Origin of the sequence: Qipengyuania aquimaris, assembly GCF_020171965.1 — a bacterium.
Lineage (GTDB): Bacteria > Pseudomonadota > Alphaproteobacteria > Sphingomonadales > Sphingomonadaceae > Qipengyuania > Qipengyuania aquimaris_A.
In genome coordinates, this window is sequence record NZ_JAIUZK010000001.1 from 701,724 (window position 1) to 728,072 (window position 26,349).

Genomic DNA, 26,349 nt, shown 5'->3' on the forward strand with positions numbered 1-26,349 from the left:
TGCCGGTGAGCGCTAACCCGCGCCGTGGCCAAGGGCAAGGATTACGCCGGAGCGGGGCCGTATTTCTGGATGTATTGGCCGTGACCCGGCATTCTTTCGACCAGCCAGCGGATGGATTTCTCCATCTCGTCGACCTCGCCCGCCATCTGCGTTGCGACATTGTCGGCCATCGGGCTGTTGCCGACCATCGAGATGCCTTGCCCCATCATGACTGCCGCCCAGCTGGTGGTGGTGAAAAGCTCGTCCTCTTCGCGAAGGACCTGGCCATTCGCCTTGAATATCTCGACCTTCTCGGTGAGCGTATCCGGCACTTCCATGGTGCGGACATGGTCCCAAAATGGCGAATCGTTCCGGCGCGTTGCGTTGTAGTGCAGGACGAGGAAGTCGCGGATCCGCTCGTATTCCTTGCGCGTGATCCGGTTGTAGGTGCTGATCTGCGCCTCATTGACCCCGTCGAGCGAAAGCAGCGCGATCAGCTTGTTGACGCCCGTGTTGATGAGATGGATCGAAGTCGATTCCAGCGGCTCCATGAAGCCCGATGCAAGGCCGATGGAGACGACGTTCTTGTTCCAGAACTTCTTCCGCCGCCCCGTCACGAAGCGCAGAAAGTTGGGTTCCGCCGTCGGCTTGCCGGCGAGGTTCTTGACCAGGATGTCGTGCGCCTCGTCATCGGACATGAACTCGCTGCAATAGACGTGTCCGTTACCGTTGCGGTGCTGGAGCGGGACCTGCCACTGCCAGCCTGCCGAATGCGCCGTCGCCTTGGTGAATGGCGGAGGCGGAGACCCGTCGTCGCGATTGCACGGCAGTGCCACTGCGCGGTCGCATGGCAGCAGATGCGTCCATTCTTCGTAGCCGGTCTCGAGCGCCTGCTCGATCAACAAGCCGCGAAAGCCCGAACAGTCGACGAAAAAATCGCCCTCGATCGTCTGGCCGCTCTGGAGGGTAACCGACTTAACAAAGCCGCTTTCGCCGTGCAGCGAAACATCTTCCACGCGCCCTTCCTGGCGCACCACCCCGCGCTTCTCCGCATATTGGCGCAGGAACCCGGCATAGCGTGTGGCGTCGATGTGATAGGCATAATTCATCGGCGGCAGGTCGTCGCGGTTGTAGTCCTGCGTGCGCGAGAAACGCCCGAAATAGGCCGCCATCGTTTCGAGATTGAAGGCCTGCAGGGGCCTTTTGTCGCCGCGCTGGCGAAGTGCGTGCCAGACCTGGTGGAAATTGATGCCGCCAAGGTCGTAGCCGTAATTGCCGAAGGGGTGGATGTAGCTTTCGCCGACCTGGCCCCAATTGCTGAACTGGATGCCCAGCTTGAACGTGCCCTGCGTCGCCGAAAGCATCTCGCGCTCGTCGATTTCCAGCGCCTGGTTGAATTCCACGAACGGTGGGATCGTTGCCTCGCCCACGCCGACCGTACCGATCTGCTCGGATTCGATCAGCGTGATCTTCAGGTTTCGTCCGTCACGGATGCGCGAAAGGGCGGCTGCAGCCATCCAGCCTGCGGTGCCACCACCGACGATAACGATGTGTTCGATAGCCATTGAGACCCCATGCCAGCAAAGGGCAGCTGTTGCCAGTCTGCCACGATTGTTGTGAACGTTCATATTGTATGTTGTGAACGCTAACAAGTGGCGATATATGACAGAATGAATGCAGGATTCGTCCTGACATATCGCTTGGGACCAGGGAGGATACATGTCTCGCACCAAAACAGGTGGCGCCACGTTCGGGCGCCGGATTGCCGCACTGACGACCGCGTCGAGCCTTGCGCTCGTCGCCGCGCAGCCCGCCTTCGCACAGGATGCGGATGAAGATCTCACCGAAGAAAGTGCCGGCGGCACTCCGGAAGAGCTCGACCAGGATAACGTCATCATCGTTACCGGTATCGCTGCTTCGCTGCGCAGCGCGCAGGACTTCAAGGAACGCGCCGACACCGTCGTCGACGTCATCACCGCAGAAGACATCGGCGCACTGGCCGACCGTTCGGTCGCAGAAGCGCTGCAGCGCGTCCCCGGCGTCAACATTGGCCGCTTCGAGAAAACCTCCGACCCGACCCGCTTCTCCGTCGAAGGCACCGGCGTCATCATCCGCGGCCTGCCCGACAATTTCGGCCGTTCGGAACTCAACGGTCGTGACATCTTCTCCGCGACCGGTGGCCGCAGCCTGAGCTTCGAAGACGTATCGCCCGAACTCGTCGGCCGCGTCGAAGTCTTCAAGAACGTTACCGCAGACATGATCGAGGGCCAGATCTCGGGCCTCGTCAACCTCGTCACGCGCAAGCCGCTCGACAACCCCGGCCTCAATGTCGCCGGCTCGATCGAAGCGAACTATGGCGACCTGCGTGAAAAGTGGTCGCCGACCTACAACCTGCTGGTTTCGGACACGTTCGACAGCGCGCACGGCACGTTCGGCGTCCAGTTGAGCTACTCGAACTCGAAGCTCAAGAGCCGCACGGACTCCTCGCAGGCGATCGATCCCTGCTACCGTCCGGCCGACCTGAGCGGCGGATGCCAGCGCGTATTCGACCTCAATTCCGGCGGTTTCGGTGACGAACCGAACTACCAGCCCAATGAATTCCCGCCCTCCGGCTCCGTCCTGGTGCCGCAGTACGCCGGCGTTCGCACCACCGACCTCGACCGCGACCGCGAAGCGATCTCGGGTGTCGCCCAGTTCGAAACGCTCGACGGCGGCCTCCTTATGACGCTGGAATACCTGCGTTCGGAAACGACTTTCTCGACCGAGGAATTCGCCCTGATCGGCCGCATGGACGATGGCGTCTCCTCGCCCGAACCGCGGTCGGACAGCAACTGGCAGTTCGAAGACGGCAAGTTCGTCAGCGGCATCCTCACCGACAATGTCGGCGATGCCTATGCAACGCCCTTCGGCCTCGGCGGCATCCCGATGGACAGCCTGCGCTTCCTGCGTGACACCAAGAGCGTCACTCAGGATATCTCGTTCGATATCGACACGATCTTCTCGGATCGTTTCCGCGGTAACTTCGAAGCGCAGTACATCAAGTCGGACCTGACCCGCGATTCCGTTTTCGGCGCGATGAGCACCTGGGCCGACATCGATCTGGACCTTTCCGGCGAAACGCCGAACGTCCAGTTCATCGCTCCGCTTGGCGCACCGGCAGACTACTTCAGCTCGGGCTTCTACACCTATTACTGGTTCGGTCTCGACAGCCGTGAAGACAACGATGCCGACATGTTCAGCCTGCGTGGCGATTTCGAATACGACATCAGCGACGACGGCTTCTTCAAGAAGGCCCGCTTCGGTGCTCGCTGGGCTGCTCGTGAGCGGACGACGCGCAACACCAACTTTAGCACCTGGGGCAATTTGTCGGCTCCGTGGGCCGGCCGTGGCGGCTGTGCGCCGTGGGGCGAAGGTCCGGGCTGTAATCCGGGCGGCGCTGGCACGATCTCCTACGATTGGGGCCAGCCCGGCTTCACCCCGGGTCGTTTCTATACCGGCCTCGACGGACAGGAATTCGCGATCGCCGGCGGTGCGTTCACGGATGAATTCCCGAACTACTCGCAGCTGCGTTCGCCCTTCGCGGACGGTTTCCAGCGCGGCGAAGTCGCGACCCCGATCCCGGGCGGCGAAGCTTGGTTCTACGGCGGCGACGACTTCCTGCAGGATTACCTCGATGGCGTGATCGACGGCCAGTGGGACGAAATCACGACCTTCTCGCAGACGCCGGAACGCTTTAACCTCGGCGTGAACGGCCGCGAGCGCACGCTGCTCGACGGCCGCGTCGTCCAGTGCGACCCGTTCTGCCCGTCCGAAATCTCCGACGTCGCCGAAACGACCACCGCTGCCTATGCCCGTGTCGATTACGGCATGGACTTCGACAATGGCTGGTCGATCGGTGGTAACATCGGCCTTCGCTATGCGGACACGCTCGTTCGTACCGATGCGCTGGTCGCATTCCCCGATCCGGCGCAATTCGATGCGGTCGCGAACGGCGGCAACGGCGACGGTATCGTCCAGCCGGACGAAATCTCCGGCTCCTGCCCGGTCCTGCCGCCGGACGCGCCGATCGATCCCGACACGGGGTCCGCATTCGGTCCGCAGATCCTCTATTGCGATCTGGAAGGTGCACGCCTGGCCGAATACGCCTCGCTGTTCACTGGCGAAGTCATCCGCGACAACCGCGACATCACCTTCGACCACTGGCTGCCGAGCTTCAACATCAGGCTCGACACCGGCACCGGCTTCGTCCTTCGCGGCGCGGTCTCGAAGGGGATCGTCCGTCCCGACCTGAACAACTTCAGTGCGGGCGGCGTGTTCGGCTTCAGCGGCCGTGTCGACAGCGGTCCGCTGCTCTCGATCACCACGGGTAACCGCGGCGTTCGCCCGGTCGAATCGTGGAACTACGACGTCTCGGCGGAATGGTACTTTGCCGAAGTCGGCTCGCTTACGGCGGCCTTCTTCATCAAGGATATCACCGGCCTGATCGACCAGGGTACGGGTCTGCAGACCTATACCGCGGAAAGCGGCACGACGGCTGACGTCATCATCACTGGCCCTGCCAATGATTACGACGGCACGCTCAAGGGCTTCGAACTGGCTTACCAGCACAAGTTCGACTTCCTGCCGGGTCCGCTTGACGGCTTCGGGGTGCAGGCTTCCTACACCTACATCGATGCCGGCGACTTCACGAACCCGACCCTGTCGGACATCGGCAACCCCTCGGTCGCCGACGGTGCCTCGCCGCAGAACGTCGGTCCGTTCCAGGCACAGCTGCCGCTGCGTGGTTTCTCCGAACACACAATCAACGGTGTGATCTTCTACGAGAAGGGACCGTTCTCGGCCCGTGCCGCCTACAACTGGCGCAGCGAATTCCTGGTTACGCCGCGAGACGATCTCTTCCCGTTCTCGCCGACCTTCCAGGAAGCGGGCGGCCAGCTGGACGCATCGATCTTCTACACGGTCAACGAGAACCTGAAGATCGGCGTGCAGGGCGTGAACCTGCTCGACGAAGTGACCAAGCTCTCGACCGTGGTCGACTACGATGGCACGCGCTTCATCAGCAACGCGTTCCGTAACGACCGCCGTTACACCTTCCTCGCCCGGTTCAATTTCTAAGTACCGGGGTTGAAGGCAGGAAAACACCACGGGCCCCGGTTGCGAAACCGGGGCCCGTTTGTCTTTCCTCTATTGAAAAACGCAACCGGACCATTCCAAATCCTGACCGCCAGGATTAGGTTGGCTGTGGACCGGTCGATATCCAATTGACCATTCGGGGGTTTCGTTATGGGCAGGCGCCGTCAGGCCGTGACCATCAAGCACGTGGCAGCAGATGCTGGGGTTTCGCTCCAGACCGTCAGCCGCGTCATCAATAACGAGCCCAATGTCCGGCCGGCCATGAAGGAGCGGGTACAGTCGAGCATCGACAAGCTCGGCTATGTCCCCTCCATCGCGGCCCAGCGGATGAGCGGCTCGCGCTCCTACCTCATTCTCGCGATCAACGACCGCGACCTTACCATCGCCGACTGGCGTGCGCGCGAAGGCCGCGACTGGGTCGACCAGATGCTGCTGGGCGGCATGTTGACCTGTGCCGAGCACGGCTACCGCATGCTGATCGAGCTGGTCGATACACATAACGACCATGTCGAGCGCGAACTGGGCGCGGCCATCGCGGCCCTGCAGCCCGATGGCGTCATCCTGACCCCGCCGCACTCCGGCAATCCGCTGATCACCGGCCTTCTCGCCGAACGCGGCATACCGTTTGCGCGGATCGGCTCGACCGATCCGGGTCCGGGCATCCCCATGACCATGGGCGATACGCACAACGCGCGGATCGCGACGGAGCACCTGCTCGACCTCGGCCACGAAAGGATCGGCTTCATCGCCGGCCCGTCCGAATTCAGTCTTTCCGACTGGCGCATCGCCGGGTGGAAGGAAGCCATGTTCGCAGCGAAGCTTCCGACCGATGGCCTGTGCGAACGCGGTGACTTCGGGTTCGACAGCGGGATCGAGGCGGCACGAAAGCTGCTTTCCCGGCCCGAGCGCCCTACGGCGATCATCGCCAGCAGCGACCAGATGACCTTCGCCACCATGCAAGTGGCAAGGGAAATGGACCTGCGGATTCCCGAAGACCTTTCGGTCATCAGCTTCGACAATTCGCCGATCGTGCGGTTTACGCAGCCGCCCCTTACCGCGGTCGACCAGCCGATTGCCGCAACGGCATCGCGGGCGGTCGAATTGCTGATCGACGCCAAGAAGGGCCAGCTCCCGACCGAGCCGGTCCGCGTGAAGGGCGAATTGGTCGTTCGTGGATCGACCGGCCCTGCTCCCGCCTGACCGGATGGAACCAGGCGACACCCGTCACCGGCAGACCAGCCGCTTCCTGTGGCTTTACGCGCTGGCAGCGGCAGGCGGTGCCGTCGCCTATGTGCCCTTCCTGACCCTGCTTCTCCCGGTGCGGGTGGGCGAGCTGGAGGCGACTGATACGATCGGCGCCCTGGCCTACATTGCGTTCGCCGGGGCCATTTCGGCGAGCATTTCGAACATCGCATTCGGCTGGCTCAGCGATATCACGCGCAATCGCCGCGGATGGATCCTGGCCGGGCTTACGCTTTCATCGGTTTTGCTTGTCGGCGTGCGCAGGACGGACAGCGCGGCCGAGCTGCTCGGCCTCATCGTGGTCTGGCAGATCGGCCTCAACATGATGCTCGCCCCCCTTGCCGCCTGGGCGGGCGACTGCGTGCCTGATGAACAGAAAGGCAAGCTTGGCGGCCTGCTCGCCTTCGCCCCTGCGCTGGGCGCGCTATCCGGCGCGCTTGTCACAATCCCCGGTGTAGCGGATGCCGATGCGCGCCTGAGCCTGGTCGCAGCGATCGTGGCGCTATGCGTGCTGCCGGTCATCCTCTTCGGAAAGCCGGTCGCCATGCCGCATCTCACCGCTGCACCAGCAGCGAGCGAAAGCGACGCGGCGGCGGCGCGCAGGCAGCCGCGGAGCACGGTAGCCCGGATGTGGCTCGCGCGCCTGCTCGTCCAGATCGCCGAGGCCGCGCTGTTCGCCTATCTGCTAGTATGGTTCGCAACGATCGACGCCGATTTCGGCGACAACCGGACCGCAACGGTCTTCACCCTCGTGCTGGGCCTGTCGATACCCCTGGCGATGCTTGCCGGGCGCTGGTCCGACCGCAACGACAGGCCCCTCCTGCCGCTGGCAATCGGATCGGGGGTAGGCGCGGCAGGTTTGGTCATCATGGGGCTCGCCGACACGCTGGCGAGCGCGATTTTCGGCTATGTTGTTTTCGGCCTGGCCACCAGCGTGTTCCTGGCGCTCCATTCCAGCCAGACCCTGCGGTTCCTGCCCAAGCCCGCGACACGCGGCCGCGACCTCGGCATCTTCAACCTGACGAACACCGTGCCCAGCCTCATCATGCCGTGGCTGACGCTGGCGCTTGTGCCCCTGTTCGGCTTCGATGCGCTGTTCCTGCTTCTGGCAGGACTGGCAGCCCTCGCGACCGTGCTCCTCCTCACAGCCAGGCGTTGAATCTGATGGCTTGATTTTCCTTTTCAGTCGTGTCACTTCTCACAATTGATAACGTTCTCAATTAAAAGAGGACGCGGAGGGACACAATGAAGAAGGCGTTTTGGACGGCATCGGCGGCGGCCCTTGCCCTGGCCGGCTGTTCGGCAATCCCGGCAGAGGTCGAAACCACCCCAGTGGCAGTCGCCGAGGTGTCCGAAGACGCCCGTGTCGCCGACCTGCTTTCGCGCATGAGCCTTGAACGCAAGGTCGCGCAGCTGATCCAGCCGCAGATCAACTCCTTCACGCCCGAAGACATGCGTCGCTATCGTTTCGGCAGCTATCTCAATGGTGGCAACGGCGGCCCTTATGGCGATGAATTCGCCCCGGCTTCCGAATGGCTTCGCTATGCCGACGAGATGTATCTTGCCTCGGTCCAGCCGCAAGAAAACGGCGAACCGATCATCCCGACCATCTGGGGCACGGACGCCGTCCACGGCCACACCAATGTCGTCCAGGCCACGATCTTCCCGCACAATATCGGCCTTGGCGCGACCCGCGATGCCGACCTGCTGCGCCGGATCGGCCATGCTACGGCCGTCGAGATCGAAGTCACCGGCATCGACTGGAACTTCTCGCCCACCGTGGCCGTCGCGCGCGACGACCGCTGGGGCCGTACCTACGAAAGCTATTCCGAAGATCCGAAGATCGTCGCCCCGCTCGGCGCAGCGCTGGTAGAGGGCCTGCAGGGCGCCAAGGGCGATCCCGACCGTCTGGGCGCTGGCCACGTCATTGCCACCGCCAAGCACTTCTTCGGCGATGGCGGGACCGACCAGGGTGTCGACCAGGGCGAAGTGAACGGCGACATCGAGGATCTGAAGGCGCTGCACGCCTATCCCTATCCGGCAACGATCGACGCCGGTGTCGAAACGATCATGGCCAGCTTCAACTCGGTCAACGGTCGAAAGATGCACGGCAACGAAGCGCTGCTGACCGATTTCCTGCGCGGCGAACTGGGCTTCGACGGCCTGGTGGTCGGCGACTGGAACGGCCACGGACAGGTCAAGGGCTGCACCAACACCGATTGCCCGCAGTCGCTGCTTGCCGGTCTCGACATCTACATGGTCCCCGACGACTGGAAGGGCTTGCTCGAAACGCTGGTCGCACAGGTCGAAGACGGCACGATCCCGATGGCGCGCCTCGACGAAGCCGTGGGCCGGGTGCTCCGCATGAAGATGCGCGCAGGGCTGCTGGACGAGTTCGTGAAGCCTTCCGACCGTCCGAACGCAGGCAATTATGCGCTGCTGGGCTCTGCCGAACACCGCGCCATCGCGCGCGAAGCGGTCGCCAAGTCGCAGGTTATCCTGACCAACAACGGAGTCCTCCCCCTGAAGGAAGGGGCTAATGTCCTCGTCGCCGGTAGCGCTGCCGACAGCATCGCGCAGGCTTCGGGTGGCTGGACGCTGACCTGGCAGGGCGGCGGCGACCTGACCAACGCGAATTTCCCGGGCGCGACCTCGATCTGGTCGGGTCTCGAAAGCGCCGTCGAAGCGAGCGGCGGTAGCGCCACGCTGTCGCAGGACGGTAGCTACACGGCCAAGCCCGACGTTGCAGTCGTGGTGTTCGGCGAAGAACCCTATGCGGAATTCGCGGGCGACCGGAAGCACCTCGGCTTCCCGGACACCGAAGGGCTCGAACTGCTGCGCAAGTTCAAGGCCGAAGGCGTGCCGACCGTGGCCGTCTTCCTTTCGGGGCGTCCCATGTGGATGAACCGCGAACTCAACATCGCCGATGCCTTCGTGGCATCCTGGCTTCCGGGCGGCGAAGGTGCAGGCATTGCCGACGTGCTCACCGGCGCAATGCCCGCGACCGGCAAGCTCGGTTTCAGCTGGCCCGCCACGTGCGATTTCGGTCCGCTCAACGGGCCCGACGGGGCGCTGTTCACCGTGGGTTATGGCCGCACGCTGGCAGACACCAGCGCATTGCCGACCCTCGACGAAACCTGCGCCCCGCTCGAACAGGGCGCCGCCAAGGACTGGTATGTCAGCGGCCGCCTGGCCGACGGCGTGCTCGCCAACACGGCAACCGGCAAGCTCGACAACCTGCGCGGCTCGGCAGGCGGCATCACCGCCCGCGGGATCGACCGCACTGCTCAGGAAGATGCGCGCGAGCTTACGTTCAGCGCAGGCTCCATCCTCGAGCTGGTCCAGGGGGACGGCGACGATGGCTATGGCTATCGCATCGTCTACGAAGTCGAAAACCGGCCGCTCGCGCCTTTCTATGTCAAGGTCGGCTCGGGCGAACCGCTCGACATCACGCAGCAACTGTCTGTCGCGGCAGGCAAGGGTTATCGCGAGATGATCATCACTTCGGCCTGCGCGACGGATCTCGGCCCGACGCTGGCACTGGGTTCCGAAGGCGATTTCACGATCAATATCGGATCGATCGTGCGCGAAGAATTTGCAGAGGGGACCGACTGCTCGTTCTGACGGGCATTCGTATTTGCTTTGCGTGGCGGCTCAGTGCTGGCACACCGATAGGGATAACGGGTCGCACGGCGTTTGACCGGCGATCATAGGGGAGAAAATTGAATGGCTTTGGCACCTGACGTTGCGTCAAGCACCGATCCAAATCCGATCGAGGATGACCGCGCGCCGGTACATGCGCCGGGCTTGAACTACTTCGTTTTCGGACTGTTCTTCATTTTTGGCGGGATCACGTCGCTCAACGACGTCATCATTCCGAAGCTGAAAGAGCTTTTCACGCTCAGCTGGACCGAAGCGATGTTGGTGCAGTTCTGCTTCTTCATGGCCTATTTCATAATCGGCATACCCGGAGCGAAACTGGTCAAGAAGCTGGGCTATATGCGCGGGGCGGTAGCGGGCCTCGTGACCATGATGGTCGGCTGCCTTCTCTTCATTCCTGCTAGTCAGACTGCGACATACGGTATCTTCCTGCTCGCGCTTTTCGTGCTGGCCAGCGGCGTGGTCATCGTGCAGGTCGTCGCGAATCCGCTGATCAGCCTGCTTGGGCCGCCATCGACTGCCCACAGTCGCCTGACCTTCGCGCAGGCATTCAATTCACTCGGCACGACGGTTTTCCCGATCGTGGGTACGATCGTGATCCTCGGCAGCCTTGCCACGGTGACGGCCGATCAACTGTCCGGCCAAGCGCTGGTCGAGTATCGCCAAGCCGAAAGCGAAGCGATCTGGAAGGGCTATCTGGGCGTTGCCGGCCTGATCGGTATCGTGGCTCTGGCAGTGTGGTCGTTTCGCAACCGCTTGCCGCACGATCCGAAAATCATGGGCGATTCCGCATTCGTGACCAACAAGCGTTACGGAATGGGCCTCGCGATTGCCGCAATCGGCGGGGTGATCGCCCTGCAGTTCAGCCCTCTGGTCGGCTTGGCGCTCATCTGCCTCGCGCCCGCAGTCTGGCTGTACGACAACGATCTGATTAAGCGCACGCGCTTCGGTTTCGGCGCGCTATGCATTTTCCTCTATGTCGGCGGCGAAGTCGCGATTGGCTCAGTCGTTATCAACTACCTCACCCAAGAGAGCGTAATGGCCAATGGCGGCCCGGTCACTTCTTTCCTCAATGGCCTTTTCGGTTTCGAATCAAATGAAGTCGAATGGATGATCGGGCTCTACTGGGGCGGCGCGATGGTGGGCCGTTTCATCGGCAGCTATTTCCTGCGCATTTTTTCGCCGGGCAAGATTCTCGCCTTCAACGCGACGATGGCGATCTTGCTGATCCTCCTTTCTACGAACAGCACTGGGGAACTGGCAGGTTTCTCTCTGCTGGCAGTCGGCCTGATGAACTCGATCATGTTCCCGACCATCTTCTCGCTGGCCTGCGAAAAGCTCGGTCCGCGCGCGGCTGATGGGTCGGGCATCATCAACGTCGCAATCTTCGGCGGCGCGGTGGTTCCCTTGCTCTACGGCGTTGTCGCCGACGCAACCGGCGGCAATCTGGCACTGGCGATGATCATTCCGATCGTGTGTTACGCCGTAATTGCTTGTTATGGCATCTTCGCAAGAAGGCCTGCCGTAGCCTGATACCGGCAATGACCGGCACTTTCGGGGGTTCGCATGGAGGCTTCGGTCTGCCATGCGGCCCCCGAACTGGTTTTCACTGACGGGATTTTGCATGACCGACGCCGAACTGGCAGCCCACCTCGCCGAATGCGCAGGCAAGATCCTGCTGGAAGTGCGCGCGAGCGGCATGTTCGAAGGCAAGGCGCTGGGCAATGCCGGCGACGAAACCGCGAACCAGTTCCTGTGCCACGCCCTGCGTCACCAGCGCCCCGACGACGGTCTCCTGTCCGAAGAGAGCAGGGACACCAGCGAACGGCTGTCCAAAGAGCGCGTGTGGATCGTGGACCCGGTGGACGGCACCCGCGAATACGGAGAGGAGCGTAGCGACTGGGCGGTCCACGTCGCGCTGTGCGTGGATGGCAGGCCTGAAGTGGGTGCAGTCGCCCTGCCCGGCCTCGGCAAGGTGCTCTGCACGGGCAAACCGGGCGAACTGCCCGAAATGGCCGCAAAGCCCCGCATGGTCGTTAGCCGCACGCGCCCCGCAGCTGAGGCGATGGCTGTCGCCGAAGCGCTTGGCGCGGAGCTTGTGCCGATGGGGTCTGCCGGAGCCAAGGCCATGGCCGTGGTGCGCGGCGAAGCGGAAATCTATCTCCACACCGGCGGCCAGTACGAATGGGATAGCGCCGCGCCCGTAGCGGTTGCCCTCGCCCATGGCCTACACGCCAGCCGGATCGACGGCAGTCCGCTCGTCTACAACCAGGCCGACACCTACATGCCGGACCTGCTGATCTGCCGCTCGGAATATGCCGAAACCGTGCTTGCCGAAGTGGCGAAGCTTACGGCCTAGCCTTCGACCTGCGCCAGCAGCTGGCGCGCGCGGGAGAGGTGCGGGCGATCCAGCATCTTGCCGTTATGGCCGATGGTCCCTGCCCCCGGGTTCGCGTCGAACAGCGCCACGATTTCGCGTGCCTCGGCGATTTCCTCGGCGCTGGGCGAGAATGCCTCGTTGATGACCGGGACCTGCGCCGGGTGGATCGCCAGCATCCCGCGATAGCCGTCGCGGCGCACTTTCTGCGCGCGGTCCTTGAGGCCTTCGAGGTTGCGGAAATCGCCGTCGATGGTCTCGATAGCCGGGATACCGGCCGCCGCAGCGCCGAGCAACGTCAGGCTGCGCGCCAGTTCATAGGTGAAGGTATAGGCCCCGTCTTCGCCAAGGTTCGACATGGCACCGATGGAATCGGCGAGGTCCTCTGCCCCCCAGGTCATCGCCGCGAGCCGCGGGGCACCCGCATAATCGCCGGTCGTGAACATGGCGGCGGCGACTTCGGTCACCAGCGCGATTACCGGGGTCGAGCCCGGTTCGATCCCGAGCTCCATTTCCAGCGGCGTCATCAGCGCATCGAGCGCCTCCACATCGTGCCGCCCGCGCGATTTTGGCAGCATGATCCCGCCCGGCCTGCCGGGCAGGATTGCGGCGATGTCGTCTGCCGTGTGCGGTCCGTCGAGCGGGTTGACCCGCACCCACAGACGCGTCCGCTCCTCTTCGCTGCGCGCCAGCAGGAAGGCGCGAATGGCCTCGCGCGCGGCAGGCTTTGCGTCTTCGGCAACAGCGTCCTCGATGTCGAAGATGACGATGTCCGCCTCGCCCTCTGCCGCCTTGGTCATCTTGCGCTCGCTATCGCCGGGCGCGAAGAGCCAGGAACGAAAGCGATTGGGAAGCGATGGCTGGGTAGTCACTTGGGCAAACCTCTCGTCACATTCTGCATTCTACAGGTCCAGCTTGATGCCGGCCCAGACGGTCCGCGGCACACCGAGGTCGATGGAGCCGCCCTGGTTTCGGGTCACGATTTCCTCGTCGAACAGGTTTTCGCCGCGCAGCACCACGGCAAGGCTCCTGGTCACGGGCACCTGCGCGTAAACCCCGAAGGTGGTCGTGGCGGGCAGGAGGTCGGTCTCGAGATCGTCCTCGAACTGGTCGCCGGTGTGGCGCAGGGATGCTGCCAGCAGCCAGTCCGTCGCGGGCCGCCAGCTAAGCGTCGCTCCGCCCGCCCAGCGCGGCGTTTGTGCAGGCCGGTTACCGTCGAAAGCGGCGCCTGCATCGCGTGCCTCGGCATCGGTATAGGCGAGCGAGAGATCGAAGCGCAGCGTGTCGAGGGACAGGCCAGCGGAAACCTCCACCCCGCGCGCCCTGATCTCGTCGATATTCTGGCGCTGGCGGGTGGTGGCATCGAGAGTGACATTCGCGATTGCCCCTTCGACCTTGTTGTCGAAAACCGTTGCCGACAGTTCCACGCCCTCTGCCGGGGTCAGGTCGAACCCTGCCTCGACGCCTTCCAGCCGCTCGTTCCGCAGGGAAGCGTTGGCATTGGTCGTGACCGGGAAGACGACGAAGGGCCGGTAAAGCTCGTTCAGCGTAGGCAGGCGCAGGCCGGTGTAGGCCGCTGCTCGCAAGCGCAAGGCATCGGAAGCCCTGAACAACACCCCGCCGCGATAGGAATCCTGCCATCCGGAGCGATCTTCGAAGCGGTCCAAGCGGATAATATTGCCCGAAGCATCGCGCGCCTCGTAGAAGCCTTCCGAAATCGCATAGCGGTCCACCCGCGCGCCGCCCGTCAGCGTGATTGGGCCGAGCAGCCATTCATGCTCCACGAAGAAGCCGAGATCGGTATTGGTCCCGCCCGCATTGCGGCGTTCGCGCACCGCGCCGCTGAAAGCGCTGATGGCCGTTTCGAACAACTCGCCCTCGGAGCGGCGGTAATCCACCCCCAGCCGCAGCACCTGGTCGTCCTGGACCGGGGGACGCACTTCCAGCTTGCCGCCGAGCCCCATCGAGGGGGTGTTGCGCTGGTCGAGGACCGGCACGAATCGCGTCGAGCTGATGACCGTATTGGTGAAATTGCGCGCCTGCACGTATGCGAGCGCTTCATATTGCCAGTCGCCGCGCCCGACGAGGCGAATGCTGGCATCCTGGCCGGAACTGGAACTGTCCGCTCCATCGAAGCGCAAGGTGCGGCGGTCGTCATAGACTAGCCCGCGCACCTGCAGCTCCGCATCCTCGCCCACGGGAATAACTCCGCGAAGCTGAGTGGACCAGCTGTCGTAAGCCGATTTGGCGCTGGCATCGACCCGGTCCGCCTCCGGCGTGGTGAAGAAGCCCGGCCCCCGGTCCCATCGCGCCGAGATCACACCAAACCCGTCGGACAATTGCGAAGATGCGTGCAGCGCGCTTTCCGTACCGCCGCGATCGTTGACGAGGACCTGGCCGCCGAACCCGTCGAGATCGGCAGCACCGGCGCTCACCAATTCGATAGTTCCGGCCAGCGCTCCTGCGCCGAACGAACCCGCACCGCCCCCGCGCGTCACCCTGATTTCGCTTAGGCGCTCAGGTGCAATCGCGGTGAAAGGGATAAAGCCGAAAAAGGGGTCGGCCATCGGCACGCCGTCGAGCAGCACCAGCGCGCGGCTGGTCGCATTGCCGCCGAGGGCACGCAAGGTCGCGCCCTGTGCGCTGGGATTGGAGGACCGGCTGTCGGACCGGCGGAATTGCTGGAACCCCGCGACCGAGGACAGCACGTCCTCTATCCGACCCGAGGGCGCCGAGACGATCTGTTCGCGCTCGATGGTCTGTGTGTCGTAGGCGGGGCTGGCAGGCGTTTCCTCCAGGCCTTCGCCGGTGACGACGATCACCGGTTCCTCGGCATCCTGTGCGATTGCGGGCGATGCGGCAGCGGCTGCCGCCACGAATAGTCCGGCACATAGCGGGAGAGAAGCTGGAGCGAGCACTTTCATCGGCGGTGCTTTCGGGGACCCTCGCCAGCCGGTCAAGCCAATGTCCTCAGTCTTCTTCGGATTCGAGCACCGCGGCCATCGGTGATGTGCGCGGCAGGCTCTGGAAGGGTTGCTGGTCGTCGGCTGCAACGGGAGGGGATGCGGCCATCCGCCAGAGGCCGAACAGACCGCCGAGCAGCGCCAGCGTGCCGATCGCGAAGAACAGGCCCGCCGGTCCGGCAAGGCTCATCGCGGTCGACCCGATCAGCGGTCCTGCAACCGCGCCTGCCGAATAGGTCAGCACCAAGCCGCTGCTCGCCCCGATCCGCTCGTCTTCTTCGAGGTGATCGTTCGTGTGTGCGACGCACAGGGGATAGAGCGCGAAGGCAAAGCCGCCGAACATGGCACCGAGAAGGATCGTCCCCTCGTTCGGCAAATCGAGCAGGGCCAGCCCCGCACAGATCGCCGCCGCAATCAGGCTGCACCACACGATTACCTTACGACGGTCGAACCGGTCGGACAGCAAACCGAGCGGGTATTGCAGCAGCACGCCGCCCGCGATCACGCTGAAGGTGAAGAAGGCGACCTGCGAAAGGTCCATGCCGATCCGCTGCACGTAAACCGCACCCATGGCGTAGAAAGCGCCCAGCATGGCGCCGGTCGTCAGCGTGCCGACGATGCCGAGCGGCGATGCGGTATAAAGCCGCTTCAGCGAGAACGGCACGGTGCGTTCGATATGCGGCTGCTCCATCCGGGTCAGCAGGACCGGCAGCAGCGCAAGGGACAGCAGCACGGCCGAAACCATGAAGGGCAGGTCCGGCGAATTGTCGCCCAGGTTCAAGAGGAACTGGCCGCCGGCCTGCCCGCAATATAGCGCTATCATATAGGCCGCGAGGATCGTGCTGCGGTTGTGCGGCTGGGCCTGCTTGTTGAGCCAGCTTTCGAGGCACACGAAAACGCCCGCCATGGCAAAACCGTCCACCAGCCGCAGCGCGATCCACAGATAGGGGAAGTCGACGATCGCATAGGTCAGGCTGCTGGCCGAAAAGACGGTCACGAAGGCGGCGAAGGCGCGGATGTGTCCGATGCGGGCAATCAGCGTTTCAACCTTGAGAGATCCCCAGGTGAGCCCTGCGAAATAGCCCGTACCCACGATACCGATCAGCAGCGCAGCCGCGCCCGCCTCTTCCAGCCGGATGGCGATGAGGGTCGAGAGAAAACCGCTTCCCGCCATCAGGATGAAGATGGCGAATAAGAGGGACCGGATCGGAAGGGCCGAGGATAACATCGAATCGCCCCTAACACTCATGGCATACGCTTCAAGGTGCTGCGGGAATCGCAGGTTTGGACCTAGCATAAAAAACGCGGCCCTGCGGGACTTCCCGCAAGGCCGCGCAAGGCGGGCCGGCTGGCGTGCGAGAGCCGGCCGATCCCGTCAGAAGCGGTAGGCGACGCCGGCGCTCAGGACCCACGGGTCGAGATCGTGTTCGGTCTGGATGGCAAGCGTGTCGCCTGCGTACCAGCTGGCCGTGGTGCCGACGAAATAGCGCTTCGCATCGACGCTGAAGGCGAGGCCGCTATCACTGACCGGAACATCGAAACCGGCCTGCAACACGAAACCGAATTCGTCCGACAGATCGGTCTTGGTCACACCCAGCGGCAGGGTCGCTTCGCCGGGGTCCACGTCCACCCAGAGGAAATAGGTAGCGCCCGCGCCGACGTAGGGCTTCGCACCGCCGAGGTCGAAGTGGTATTTCGCGGTGACGGTCGCCGGGATGAGCTTGGCATCGGACACCAGCTCGGCACCCGTCAGGCCCGAGACGGCGTCGACATCGTGCTGCGTCATGCAGCAGATCGTCTCCAGCGAGAAATTGGGCGAGACGAAATATTCGATCGCGAGCGTCGGCACGACATTGTCGTTGGCCTCGGTCTGCGTCCCGGCGGGCAGTCCGACGATATCGGTTTTCACCTCGGTGATTTTGCCATCGGGAAGCACGGCCGTGCCCAGCAGCTTCACCTGGATCGCGCCCTTGGCGTCCTGTGCCTGCGCCTGGGCGGGGATGGCGAGCATCGCGAGCCCCGCGACGGTTCCGGCAAGCAGTTTCTTCATTTCGCATTCCTTGGCGCGATGCAGCGGCCACCCCATGCGGCCCAGGTTGTTGCATCGCGTGGCAAGGCAACTGCACCACCTTTCCATTTCGCTCCTTGATCTGGATCAATGAGATACGCTTTTCGCCGCGCGATAGGGCGTACATGCACACTTGCACCGACGCCTTCGACTGCTTCGTAAGCCGCGTTCTGCCCAAGCGCACAGGGCCGGAGACCGTGCGCCTGTTCCGCACGCTCGGTTCGCATGTCCACCTGAAACCGGACCGGCAGCTGCATTACCCCGACGACGAGCCAACCCTCGTCTTCCTGTGCGACGGTGCGACGAAACTGGTCGCCCACGCCTCGGACCATCGCGAGCAGGTGCTCGCCTTCCATTTCACCGGGGACCTGCTGACGCTGCCCGCCCATGGCGCGCACAGCTATACGCTCGAAGCGCTGGTCGAGTGCGACCTCATGACATTCCCCTACGCCCAGTTCCTGCAGGCTGCCGAAAAGCACCAGCAGGTCCTCACCCAATTGCTTGAGCGCAGCACGGTGTCGCTGCAGCGCAGCCGCGAGAAGACCCTTACCCTCGGGCGCAAGTCGGCGCTTGAACGCGTGTCCAGCTTCCTGCTCTCCATGGCGGAGCGGATCGGGCGCGGTGAAGGGTCCGAAGTGAAGCTGGACCTGCCGATGTCGCGCCGGGATATCGCCGACAGCCTCGGCCTCACCATCGAGACCGTCAGCCGCCAGTTCACCCTGCTGCGTGACCAGGGGCTGATCCGGACGCAGGGCCGCTCCGGAGTGACGCTGCTACGCGTCGACGAACTCGATCGCCGCGCAGGCCATCTCAGGGTCGCCGCGTGAAAAATCCATCAAATTTGATCCACATCAATGCCGGATCCCGGTGGCCACGTTAGGCGCGCAGGGATTGCACGGGAGGTAATATGCAAGCGGAAACCGCATTAGGCCGCACAATGCTGTGGTTTGTCCTGTTCCTGGTCTCGATCGTGGTCGTCGCCACGGCGGCCGACGGGGGCTTTGCCGCACACGCGGTAATCGTGGCGCTGGTGTGCTTCGTCCTGATGTGGATGAGCGCATCGCGATACGACCCCGCGAGCAAGCTCAACAGCTTCTTCAAGATGCCCGATACGCCGTCGAAATATGACGACGACCCCATTCGCTGGGGCGTGCTGGCGACCATGTTCTGGGGCATTGCGGGCCTTGCCGCCGGCCTGTTCATCGCCTTGCAGCTGGCCTTCCCGCAGCTCAATTTCGAGCCCTATTTCAATTTCGGCAGGGTTCGCCCGCTTCATACCAGCGCGGTGATCTTCGCATTCGGCGGCAATGCCCTGATCGCGACGAGCTTCTATGTCGTCCAGCGCACCTGCCGCGCGCAGCTGGCCTTCCCCGCCCTCGCCCGCTTCGTGTTCTGGGGTTACCAGCTGTTCATCGTGCTGGCCGCGACAGGCTACCTCCTCGGCGTCACGCAGTCGCGCGAATATGCAGAGCCGGAATGGTACGTCGACCTGTGGCTGACCATCGTGTGGGTGGCCTATTTCATCGTCTTCGTCGGCACCATCGTGCGCCGCCGCGAACCGCATATCTACGTCGCGAACTGGTTCTATCTCGCCTTCATTGTGACCGTTGCGATGCTGCACATCGTCAACAACCTCGCCATGCCGGTGAGCCTGCTTGGCGCGAAAAGCTACAGCGCCTTTGCCGGCGTTCAGGATGCGCTGACGCAGTGGTGGTACGGCCATAATGCGGTCGGGTTCTTCCTGACGGCGGGCTTCCTGGCGATGATGTACTACTTCGTGCCGAAGCAGGCCGAACGCCCGGTCTACAGCTACCGGCTGTCGATCATCCACTTCTGGTCGCTGATCTTCCTCTATATCTGGGCGGGTCCGCACCATTTGCACTATACCGCGCTGCCCGACTGGGCGCAGACGCTGGGCATGGTGTTCTCGATCATGCTGTGGATGCCAAGCTGGGGCGGCATGATCAACGGCCTGATGACCCTCAACGGGGCATGGGACAAGATCCGCACCGACCCGATCATCCGCATGATGGTCATGGCGCTCGCCTTCTACGGGATGAGCACCTTCGAAGGGCCGATGCTCTCGATCAAGAGCGTGAACAGCCTGTCGCACTATACCGACTGGACCATCGGCCACGTCCACTCGGGCGCGCTGGGATGGAACGGCATGATCACTTTCGCCTGTGTCTACTTCCTCGTGCCGCGCCTGTGGGGCCGGGAGCGGATGTATTCGCTGCGGATGATCAACTGGCACTTCTGGCTCGCGACCTTGGGCATCGTTTTCTACGCTGCCACCATGTGGGTCGCCGGGATCCAGCAGGGCCTGATGTGGCGCGAATACGGCCCCGACGGATATCTCGTCTGGTCCTTCGCCGACAGCGTCGCCGCGATGTTCCCGATGTACGTGCTGCGCGCCTTCGGCGGCCTGCTCTACCTCTCGGGCGCCTTCGTGATGACCTACAATATCTGGATGACGCTGGCCGGGAAGCTGCGCGACGAAGCGCCGATGCGCGACGCCGCCTACGACGCGGAGAAAGACCGTCCGATCGTCGACACTCCCACCAGCGCCGTTCCGGCCGAATAAGGGCTGACAGCCATGAGCATGACCGAACGCCACAAGAAACTAGAACGCAACATCACGCTGCTGGCGGTGTGCACGCTGATCACGGTTGCCATCGGCGGCCTGGTGCAGATCACCCCTCTCTTCTACCTCGACAACACGATCGAGAAAGTCGACGGGATGCGGCCCTATACCCCGCTGGAACAGGCCGGGCGCGACATCTACATCCGCGAAGGCTGCTATGTCTGCCATAGCCAGATGATCCGACCGTTCCGCGACGAAGTGGAACGCTACGGCGCATACAGCCTCGCTGCGGAAAGCATGTACGACCACCCCTTCCAATGGGGCTCGAAGCGGACCGGGCCGGACCTTGCCCGCGTCGGCGGGCGCTATTCGGATGAATGGCACGTCCAGCACCTCATCAACCCGCAGGCCGTGGTGCCTGAAAGCGTCATGCCGCAATACGGGTTCCTCGCCGAAACAGAGCTTGCCGTGGGCGATCCTTCCGCGACCCTTACCGCACTGAGCCGCGTCGGCGTGCCCTACTCGCAGGAAGACATCGACAACGCCCTGATGGACTTGTTCCTGCAGGCCGATCCGGATGCGGAAGGCGATTTAGAAGACTTCCAGCGCCGCTATCCCAAGGCGCAGGTGCGCGATTACGACGGCGATCCCTCGCGCATCACGGAAATGGATGCGCTGGTCGCGTACCTCCAGATGCTGGGCACGCTGGTCGATGTCGACAGCGCCGCCGCGCAGCAGGAACTCGCGCAGGAGAAAGGCCGATGACCTCCTACGAAAGCCTGCGCCATTTCGCCGACAGCTATGCGCTGATCGCCACCGTGGCGCTCTTCCTGCTGCTGTGCCTGTGGCCGTTCCGCCCGGGCGCCGGCAAGCGCAACGAAGAGGCAGCCAATTCGATCTTTGAAGGAAACGACGATGGCGAATAAGCGCATCGACCAGCCCACCGGCACCGAAACCGTCGGCCACGAATGGGACGGCATCGAAGAACTCAACACCCCGCTGCCGCGCTGGTGGCTGTGGACCTTCTACCTCACCATCATCTTCGCCATCGGCTATGTCATCGCATACCCGGCCTGGCCGATGATCGACCGGGCGACCGCAGGCATGCTGGGTTGGTCCAGCCGCGGCGCGCTGGCTCAGGAGATGACCGCCGCCGACCGGGCCCAGCAGAGCTTCCGCGAACAGCTTGCCGCGATCGACGTGGTGAAGCTGCGCGACAATCCGGAACTCATGCAGCGCGCCGTCGCGGGCGGCGCTGCGGCATTCAAGGTGAACTGTTCGCAATGCCACGGATCGGGCGCGGCGGGCAGCCAGACGCTTGGCTATCCCAACCTCAACGATGACGACTGGCTGTGGGGCGGCGATCTTGCCGCAATCCACTATTCGATCGACCGCGGCATTCGCCAGCCGGACGATAACCAGGAGCGCCAGAGCGTCATGCCATCATTCGATGGCGCATTCGACAGCGCGCAGCTCGATGCCGTGACGCAGCACGTCCTGTCGCTGAGCGGCAATGCGGATGCCAATGCAGTAGGCGCGCAGATCTATGCCGACAATTGCGCGGCCTGCCACGGTCCGGCCGGACAGGGCGACCGTGCGCAAGGTACGCCACGCCTGAACGACCAGATCTGGCTTCGTGGCGGAACTGCGGCGGACATCAAGCGCCAGATCCTCAACCCCAGGATGGGCGCAATGCCCGCATGGGGCGAGAGGCTGGACCCGGTGACGGTCAAGATGCTGACGGCCTATATCTATTCGCTCGGGGGAGGCGAAGAGGCGCAAGCGGAGATTTCCGACGGCGCCGAAACCCAACCCGAAGCGGAAGCCGGAAACGATGGGCAACCCTGACCGACCGGACGATGCGAAACGCGACTGGGCGGTGACCGTCGAAGACGGCATCGCCAAGTCGAACGAGCCCGTATCCAGCGCGGTTGCCGATCCGGCAGCAGCCACGCGGCGCCACGAACCGCACGAACCGCCGCGCGAGACGCTTCCGGAAAAGCTCTACGAAGCGCGCAAGTCGATCCACAACAAGCGTATCGACGGGCCTTTCAGGCGCTTCAAATGGTTCGTGATGCTGGTCACGCTGGGGATCTATTACGTCACCCCGTGGCTGCGCTGGGATCGCGGGCCTTACGCGCCCGACCAGGCGGTGCTTGTCGATCTCGCCAACCGGCGGTTCTACATGTTCGGTATCGAGATCTGGCCGCACGAATTCTATTTCGTCGCGGGACTGCTGATCATGGCAGGGATCGGCCTGTTCGTGATCACGAGTGCCGTTGGCCGCGCCTGGTGCGGCTATGCCTGCCCGCAGACGGTCTGGACCGACCTGTTCCAGCACATCGACCGCTTCGTCGATGGAGATCGCAATGCGCGCATCCGGCTGGAGAATGCTCCCTGGACCTGGGGCAAGGTCTTCCGGCGTGGTTTCAAATGGTCGATCTATCTCGCCATCGGTTTCGTGACCGGCGGCGCATGGATCCTGTATTTCGCTGATGCGCCCACGCTGTTTCGCGATTTCTTCGCCCTCGAAGCGGCGCCGGTCGCCTACATCACCGTGGCGGTCCTGACGCTGACCACTGTCACCCTGGGCGGGTTCATGCGCGAGCAGGTCTGCATCTACATGTGCCCCTGGCCGCGCATCCAGACCGCGATGATGGACGAGAAATCGCTGCTGGTGACCTATAAGGACTGGCGCGGGGAGCCTCGCGGCAGCGTGAAGAAAGCCGCCAAGAATCCCGGCCAGTTCGGCGATTGCATCGACTGCACGCAATGCGTCCAGGTCTGCCCGACGGGCATCGACATCCGCGAAGGCCCGCAAATAGGCTGCATCACCTGCGCCCTGTGCATCGATGCCTGCGACAAGGTCATGAAGGATATCGGCAGGCCGCGCGGCCTGATCGACTATGCCACGCTCGAGGATTGCGAGCGGGAGGCCGCTGGCGAAGCACCGAAACCGGCATGGCGCGCGCTGCTCCGCCCCAGGACGATGGTCTATTTCACGATCTGGGCAGGGATCGGCGTGGCACTGCTTTTCGCTCTCGGCGTGCGCACGCATACGGAAATGACCGTCGCGCCCGACCGCAATCCGCCCTTCATGCTGATGAGCGACGGCTCGATCCGCAATTCCTTCACGCTGAAAATCCGCAACATGGAAAGCCGTCCGCGCGACATGGAAATCGCGCTCGAGGGGCTGGAAGGCGGCGTCATGTGGACCGATGCCATCGGCCGGGACGAGGCAGCCGCCACGCAGACCGTCACGGTCGCTGCCGACCAGGTTCGCACCATCAGGGCCTATGTCATGGCCCCTCGCGACGCGAAGACACAGGACTTTGCGTTCACTGTCACCTCGCTCGACGAACAGCGCGAAAGCGACCGTGTCGAGACCCGCTTCGATGCACCGGAGACCCCATGATGCAGAAGGAATTCACTGGCAGGAAAATGGCCGCGATCCTCGTGGCAGGCTTCGGCGTGGTGGTGGCGGTCAACTTCACCATGGCGGCCATCGCATCGGGCAGCTTCAGCGGCGTCGTGGTCGAGAACTCCTATGTCGCCAGCCAGAAGTTCAACGGCTGGCTCGACGCGGCTGAGCGTCAGGAAGCGCTGGGCTGGAATGCCGAGGCCAGCCGTTCGGGCGACCGCCTGGCACTCGACCTTGAAAACGTGCCCGCCAGCGCAACGGTTTCCGCACAGGTGCGCCGCCCGCTCGGCCAGGCCGACACGCGCGAGCTTTCTTTCGTGCAGACCGGCGAAGCGCGCCTGCTGTCGAGCGAAGCCCTGCCCGCAGGTCGCTGGATCGTGCGCGTTTCGATCGTACGGGGCGATGACCGCTGGGTTTCGGAGGAGCAGATCGGTTGAGCGCGCCATTCCGCCAGCAAGATCTCGAGGATAGCGCGCTCGTCGACACGCGCCTGACCGTGCCCGGTATGCGCTGTGCAGGATGTATCGCCAAAATCGAGCGCGGCCTTGCCGAGATCGAGGGTATCGACGCCGCCCGCGTGAACTTTTCAGCCAAGCGCGTCGCGGTGCGGCACAGCCCGCGTCTGGACCAGGGCGATCTGGTCGAGGCGCTGCGCCACCTTGGCTTCGAAGCGCAGGCTCTCGCCGAAAATCCGCTCGGCAGTGACGACAAGGAAAGCAAGGCCCTGCTCCGCGCGCTCGCGGTCGCTGGGTTTGGCATGATGAATATCATGCTGCTTTCGGTCAGCGTCTGGTCGGGCGCGGGCGGCGTCACCCGTGACCTGTTCCACTGGCTGTCGGCAATCATCGCGCTGCCAGTCGTGGCCTATTCGGGCCGCCCCTTCTTTGCCTCAGCCTGGATGGCGCTGCGCTACGGACGCACGAACATGGACGTGCCGATTTCGATCGGCGTGCTGCTTGCGACCGGGCTGAGCATGTACGAAACCTTTGCGGGCGACGGGGACGCCTATTTCGACAGCGCGGTCATGCTGCTGTTCTTCCTGCTCGCGGGCCGGGCGCTGGATGCGACCATGCGTACCAAGACCCGCGCAGGCATCGGCGCGCTGCTTTCCAAGATGGGCAAAAGCGCGCGCGTGCTCGGCCCCGATGGCGGAACTTCCGAAATAAAAGCGGAAGACCTCCAGCCGGGAATGCTGATGCTCGTCGCGTCCGGCGATGCACTGGCCGCCGATGGCGTGATCGAGAAAGGGCGCGGATCGCTCGACAACTCGATGCTCACCGGGGAGAGCGATCCGGAACCGGTCGAGACGGGGTCCGTCGTTCACGCAGGTGCTATCGCCCTGTCCGGGCCGATGGAAGTGCGCGTCACCGCAGCATCCTCCGATACCGTGATCGCCGAAATCGCCCGCCTCATGGACGAGGCGGGCCAGAGCCGCAGCCGCTATACCCGCATCGCTGACCGCGCTTCGCGGCTGTATGCACCCGCCGTCCATTCGCTCGCCCTGCTGGCATTCCTTGGCTGGATGCTGGCTGGCGCAGGCTGGTACCAGTCGCTGGTGATCGCGATTGCCGTCCTGATCATCACGTGCCCCTGCGCAATGGGCCTGGCGGTCCCTGCAGCCCAAGTCGTGACCTCCGGCGCACTGATCAAACGTGGCCTCTTGGTGAAGGACGGCAGCGCGCTCGAACGCCTCGCAGAGGTGGACATCGCGATCTTCGACAAGACCGGCACGCTGACACTCGGCGAACCGCAGGCCGACATTTCCACTCTCGGCGAGAAAGCGCGTCAGGTCGCCCTGGCGCTTGCGCAGACCAGCCGTCACCCGCTTAGCCGCAGCCTTGCAGATATGCTTCAAAGTGAAGGCACACGGCCTGCACAGGTCGAGGACATTGCCGAGGTCGAAGGGCAGGGGCTCGCGGGCACGTGGCAAGGAACGCCCGTTTCGCTTGGTCGTCCCGACGAAAAGACCACCGGCATGGCCTCACTCCTTCGCATCGGCCCTGAAGAAACGATCATCGCCTTCGCAGATGGCCTGCGCGCCGATGCGAAAGAAGCACTCGCCAAACTGGCGGAACAGGGCATTGCGAGCCGCATCCTATCCGGGGATCGCCAGGGAGCGGTCGAAGCGGTCGCGAAGGCTCTCGATGTCCCGGCTACCGCCGAGGCCAAACCCCAGGACAAGCTAGCCCTGCTCGAAGACCTGCGCTCGGAAGGACGCAAGGTCCTGATGGTGGGCGATGGCATCAATGACGGTCCCGCGCTCGCCGCGGCCCATGCCTCGATTGCGCCCGGCACTGCCAGCGACGTCAGCCAGCAGGCGGCAGACGCGGTGTTTACCGGCAAGGCGCTGATGCCTGTCGCCCTCGCTATCTCCCACGCGCGGCGGTGCATGGCGATCGTGCGCCAGAATTTCGGCCTTGCTGTAGTCTACAACATCTGCGCCGTGCCGCTCGCCCTCGCAGGTGTCGTGACCCCGCTCATCGCGGCCATCGCGATGTCGGGCAGTTCGCTGATCGTGGTGGGCAATTCGCTGAGGCTGGCGAGGGTCAGGGAATGAGCGGCCTGCTGGTCCTGATCCCCATTGCGCTAGGCCTCGGCCTTCTGGGTCTGGCGATGTTCTTCTGGGCCATGCGCGACGGCCAGTTCGAAGACCTCGACGGGGCCGCGCAGCGCATCCTCATCGACGACGAGGACGAAGGAGAATGAACGGGGCCGTCCTAGGCCTGCTCGCACTGGTACCTGCGATTGTCGGCCCCCTGCCCGAACAGCAGCGGATCATCTCCGCGAGCATTTGCGGCAATGGCGATACCGTCACTATCGAAATCCCGGTGCAGCCGAGGAAGTCTCCCCTGACCCAGCCGTGTCATGCAAAAGGCTGCCGCGGCGCGTCCCGCAAGCACAATTTGATCTGACGCAAAGACG

The 26,349-nt window shown here is 63.7% G+C and carries 21 protein-coding genes; 16 read left to right on the forward strand and 5 right to left on the reverse strand.

The features are described 5' to 3' along the window. Window positions 1-41: 41 nt before the first annotated feature. Window positions 42-1,544 (reverse strand): tryptophan halogenase family protein, encoded by a 1,503-nt coding sequence (locus LCM24_RS03405; RefSeq protein WP_224802755.1) that lies wholly within the window; start codon window positions 1,542-1,544, stop codon window positions 42-44. 154 nt (window positions 1,545-1,698) lie between these two features. Here LCM24_RS03405 and LCM24_RS03410 point away from each other — a divergent pair, with 154 nt between their 5' ends. From LCM24_RS03410 to LCM24_RS03435, 6 genes are all read left to right on the forward strand, one after another. Next, on the forward strand, window positions 1,699-5,094 hold the full coding sequence (locus LCM24_RS03410) for a TonB-dependent receptor (protein ID WP_224802756.1): 3,396 nt from the start codon (window positions 1,699-1,701) through the stop codon (window positions 5,092-5,094). Between the two features lie 168 nt (window positions 5,095-5,262). After that, window positions 5,263-6,312 (forward strand): LacI family DNA-binding transcriptional regulator, encoded by a 1,050-nt coding sequence (locus tag LCM24_RS03415; protein WP_224802757.1) that lies wholly within the window; start codon window positions 5,263-5,265, stop codon window positions 6,310-6,312. Beyond that, complete coding sequence (locus LCM24_RS03420; protein WP_318247355.1) at window positions 6,284-7,513, forward strand: MFS transporter; 1,230 nt, start codon at window positions 6,284-6,286, stop codon at window positions 7,511-7,513. Before LCM24_RS03415 ends, LCM24_RS03420 begins: the two co-directional genes overlap by 29 nt. Before the next feature lie 86 nt (window positions 7,514-7,599). Continuing rightward, window positions 7,600-9,978, forward strand: coding sequence for a glycoside hydrolase family 3 protein (locus LCM24_RS03425; protein WP_224802758.1), 2,379 nt, complete (start codon window positions 7,600-7,602; stop codon window positions 9,976-9,978). A 102-nt stretch (window positions 9,979-10,080) separates the two neighbouring features. After that, window positions 10,081-11,547 carry a sugar MFS transporter gene (locus tag LCM24_RS03430; RefSeq protein ID WP_224802759.1) on the forward strand — a complete coding sequence of 489 codons (1,467 nt, stop codon included), beginning with the start codon at window positions 10,081-10,083 and terminating at the stop codon, window positions 11,545-11,547. A gap of 91 nt (window positions 11,548-11,638) precedes the next feature. Then, window positions 11,639-12,373, forward strand: coding sequence for a 3'(2'),5'-bisphosphate nucleotidase CysQ (locus LCM24_RS03435; protein WP_224802760.1), 735 nt, complete (start codon window positions 11,639-11,641; stop codon window positions 12,371-12,373). Here LCM24_RS03435 and LCM24_RS03440 read toward each other — a convergent pair. The 4 genes from LCM24_RS03440 to LCM24_RS03455 all read right to left on the reverse strand — a co-directional run bounded on the left by LCM24_RS03440 (window position 12,370) and on the right by LCM24_RS03455 (window position 17,404). Further along, on the reverse strand, window positions 12,370-13,263 hold the full coding sequence (locus tag LCM24_RS03440) for an HpcH/HpaI aldolase/citrate lyase family protein (RefSeq protein ID WP_224802761.1): 894 nt from the start codon (window positions 13,261-13,263) through the stop codon (window positions 12,370-12,372). The two genes, LCM24_RS03435 and LCM24_RS03440, sit on opposite strands and share 4 nt — an antisense overlap. Window positions 13,264-13,293: 30 nt before the next feature. Next, complete coding sequence (locus LCM24_RS03445; protein WP_224802762.1) at window positions 13,294-15,315, reverse strand: TonB-dependent receptor; 2,022 nt, start codon at window positions 15,313-15,315, stop codon at window positions 13,294-13,296. A 46-nt stretch (window positions 15,316-15,361) separates the two neighbouring features. Further along, a complete protein-coding gene (locus tag LCM24_RS03450; RefSeq protein WP_090481535.1) occupies window positions 15,362-16,582 on the reverse strand; it encodes an MFS transporter in 1,221 nt (406 codons plus the stop codon). 147 nt (window positions 16,583-16,729) lie between these two features. Next, on the reverse strand, window positions 16,730-17,404 hold the full coding sequence (locus LCM24_RS03455) for an OmpW/AlkL family protein (protein ID WP_224802763.1): 675 nt from the start codon (window positions 17,402-17,404) through the stop codon (window positions 16,730-16,732). Between the two features lie 143 nt (window positions 17,405-17,547). On the opposite strand from LCM24_RS03455, the gene LCM24_RS03460 reads away from it, so the two are divergent. The 10 genes from LCM24_RS03460 (at window position 17,548) to LCM24_RS03505 (ending at window position 26,339) form a co-directional block, all read left to right on the forward strand. Further along, window positions 17,548-18,249: a helix-turn-helix domain-containing protein gene (locus tag LCM24_RS03460; RefSeq protein ID WP_224802764.1), complete on the forward strand. Its 702-nt coding sequence runs from the start codon at window positions 17,548-17,550 to the stop codon at window positions 18,247-18,249. 110 nt (window positions 18,250-18,359) lie between these two features. Beyond that, complete coding sequence (ccoN, locus tag LCM24_RS03465; protein WP_224802765.1) at window positions 18,360-20,006, forward strand: cytochrome-c oxidase, cbb3-type subunit I; 1,647 nt, start codon at window positions 18,360-18,362, stop codon at window positions 20,004-20,006. A gap of 12 nt (window positions 20,007-20,018) precedes the next feature. After that, on the forward strand, window positions 20,019-20,771 hold the full coding sequence (gene ccoO, locus LCM24_RS03470; RefSeq protein WP_090480489.1) for a cytochrome-c oxidase, cbb3-type subunit II: 753 nt from the start codon (window positions 20,019-20,021) through the stop codon (window positions 20,769-20,771). Next, entirely contained in the window at window positions 20,768-20,932 is a 165-nt protein-coding gene (locus LCM24_RS03475; RefSeq protein ID WP_090480486.1) for a cbb3-type cytochrome c oxidase subunit 3, read from the forward strand. Before ccoO ends, LCM24_RS03475 begins: the two co-directional genes overlap by 4 nt. Next, window positions 20,922-21,854, forward strand: a complete 933-nt coding sequence (ccoP, locus tag LCM24_RS03480; protein ID WP_224802766.1) for a cytochrome-c oxidase, cbb3-type subunit III — start codon at window positions 20,922-20,924, stop codon at window positions 21,852-21,854. Before LCM24_RS03475 ends, ccoP begins: the two co-directional genes overlap by 11 nt. Then, window positions 21,841-23,421, forward strand: a complete 1,581-nt coding sequence (ccoG, locus tag LCM24_RS03485) for a cytochrome c oxidase accessory protein CcoG (protein WP_224802767.1) — start codon at window positions 21,841-21,843, stop codon at window positions 23,419-23,421. Before ccoP ends, ccoG begins: the two co-directional genes overlap by 14 nt. Then, the gene (locus LCM24_RS03490; RefSeq protein ID WP_224802768.1) at window positions 23,418-23,864 is read left to right on the forward strand and encodes a FixH family protein; all 447 of its coding nucleotides are present in this window, start codon (window positions 23,418-23,420) and stop codon (window positions 23,862-23,864) included. The genes ccoG and LCM24_RS03490 overlap by 4 nt, the downstream gene beginning before the upstream one ends. Then, entirely contained in the window at window positions 23,861-25,984 is a 2,124-nt protein-coding gene (locus tag LCM24_RS03495; protein WP_263617774.1) for a heavy metal translocating P-type ATPase, read from the forward strand. Before LCM24_RS03490 ends, LCM24_RS03495 begins: the two co-directional genes overlap by 4 nt. Then, entirely contained in the window at window positions 25,981-26,133 is a 153-nt protein-coding gene (ccoS, locus tag LCM24_RS03500; protein ID WP_224802769.1) for a cbb3-type cytochrome oxidase assembly protein CcoS, read from the forward strand. Before LCM24_RS03495 ends, ccoS begins: the two co-directional genes overlap by 4 nt. Beyond that, a complete protein-coding gene (locus LCM24_RS03505) occupies window positions 26,130-26,339 on the forward strand; it encodes a hypothetical protein (protein WP_224802770.1) in 210 nt (69 codons plus the stop codon). Before ccoS ends, LCM24_RS03505 begins: the two co-directional genes overlap by 4 nt. The last annotated feature ends 10 nt before the right edge of the window (window positions 26,340-26,349 follow it).

Bases quoted from the DNA above. Each gene is read 5' to 3' on its own strand.
- LCM24_RS03405 (WP_224802755.1), bottom strand. From the start codon at position 1,544: ATGGCTATCGAACACATCGTTATCGTCGGTGGTGGCACCGCAGGCTGG.
- LCM24_RS03410 (WP_224802756.1), top strand. From the start codon at position 1,699: ATGTCTCGCACCAAAACAGGTGGCGCCACGTTCGGGCGCCGGATTGCC.
- LCM24_RS03415 (WP_224802757.1), top strand. From the start codon at position 5,263: ATGGGCAGGCGCCGTCAGGCCGTGACCATCAAGCACGTGGCAGCAGAT.
- LCM24_RS03425 (WP_224802758.1), top strand. From the start codon at position 7,600: ATGAAGAAGGCGTTTTGGACGGCATCGGCGGCGGCCCTTGCCCTGGCC.
- LCM24_RS03430 (WP_224802759.1), top strand. From the start codon at position 10,081: ATGGCTTTGGCACCTGACGTTGCGTCAAGCACCGATCCAAATCCGATC.
- LCM24_RS03435 (WP_224802760.1), top strand. From the start codon at position 11,639: ATGACCGACGCCGAACTGGCAGCCCACCTCGCCGAATGCGCAGGCAAG.
- LCM24_RS03445 (WP_224802762.1), bottom strand. From the start codon at position 15,315: ATGAAAGTGCTCGCTCCAGCTTCTCTCCCGCTATGTGCCGGACTATTC.
- LCM24_RS03450 (WP_090481535.1), bottom strand. From the start codon at position 16,582: ATGTTATCCTCGGCCCTTCCGATCCGGTCCCTCTTATTCGCCATCTTC.
- LCM24_RS03455 (WP_224802763.1), bottom strand. From the start codon at position 17,404: ATGAAGAAACTGCTTGCCGGAACCGTCGCGGGGCTCGCGATGCTCGCC.
- LCM24_RS03460 (WP_224802764.1), top strand. From the start codon at position 17,548: ATGCACACTTGCACCGACGCCTTCGACTGCTTCGTAAGCCGCGTTCTG.
- ccoN (WP_224802765.1), top strand. From the start codon at position 18,360: ATGCTGTGGTTTGTCCTGTTCCTGGTCTCGATCGTGGTCGTCGCCACG.
- ccoO (WP_090480489.1), top strand. From the start codon at position 20,019: ATGAGCATGACCGAACGCCACAAGAAACTAGAACGCAACATCACGCTG.
- LCM24_RS03475 (WP_090480486.1), top strand. From the start codon at position 20,768: ATGACCTCCTACGAAAGCCTGCGCCATTTCGCCGACAGCTATGCGCTG.
- ccoP (WP_224802766.1), top strand. From the start codon at position 20,922: ATGGCGAATAAGCGCATCGACCAGCCCACCGGCACCGAAACCGTCGGC.
- ccoG (WP_224802767.1), top strand. From the start codon at position 21,841: ATGGGCAACCCTGACCGACCGGACGATGCGAAACGCGACTGGGCGGTG.
- LCM24_RS03490 (WP_224802768.1), top strand. From the start codon at position 23,418: ATGATGCAGAAGGAATTCACTGGCAGGAAAATGGCCGCGATCCTCGTG.
- ccoS (WP_224802769.1), top strand. From the start codon at position 25,981: ATGAGCGGCCTGCTGGTCCTGATCCCCATTGCGCTAGGCCTCGGCCTT.
- LCM24_RS03505 (WP_224802770.1), top strand. From the start codon at position 26,130: ATGAACGGGGCCGTCCTAGGCCTGCTCGCACTGGTACCTGCGATTGTC.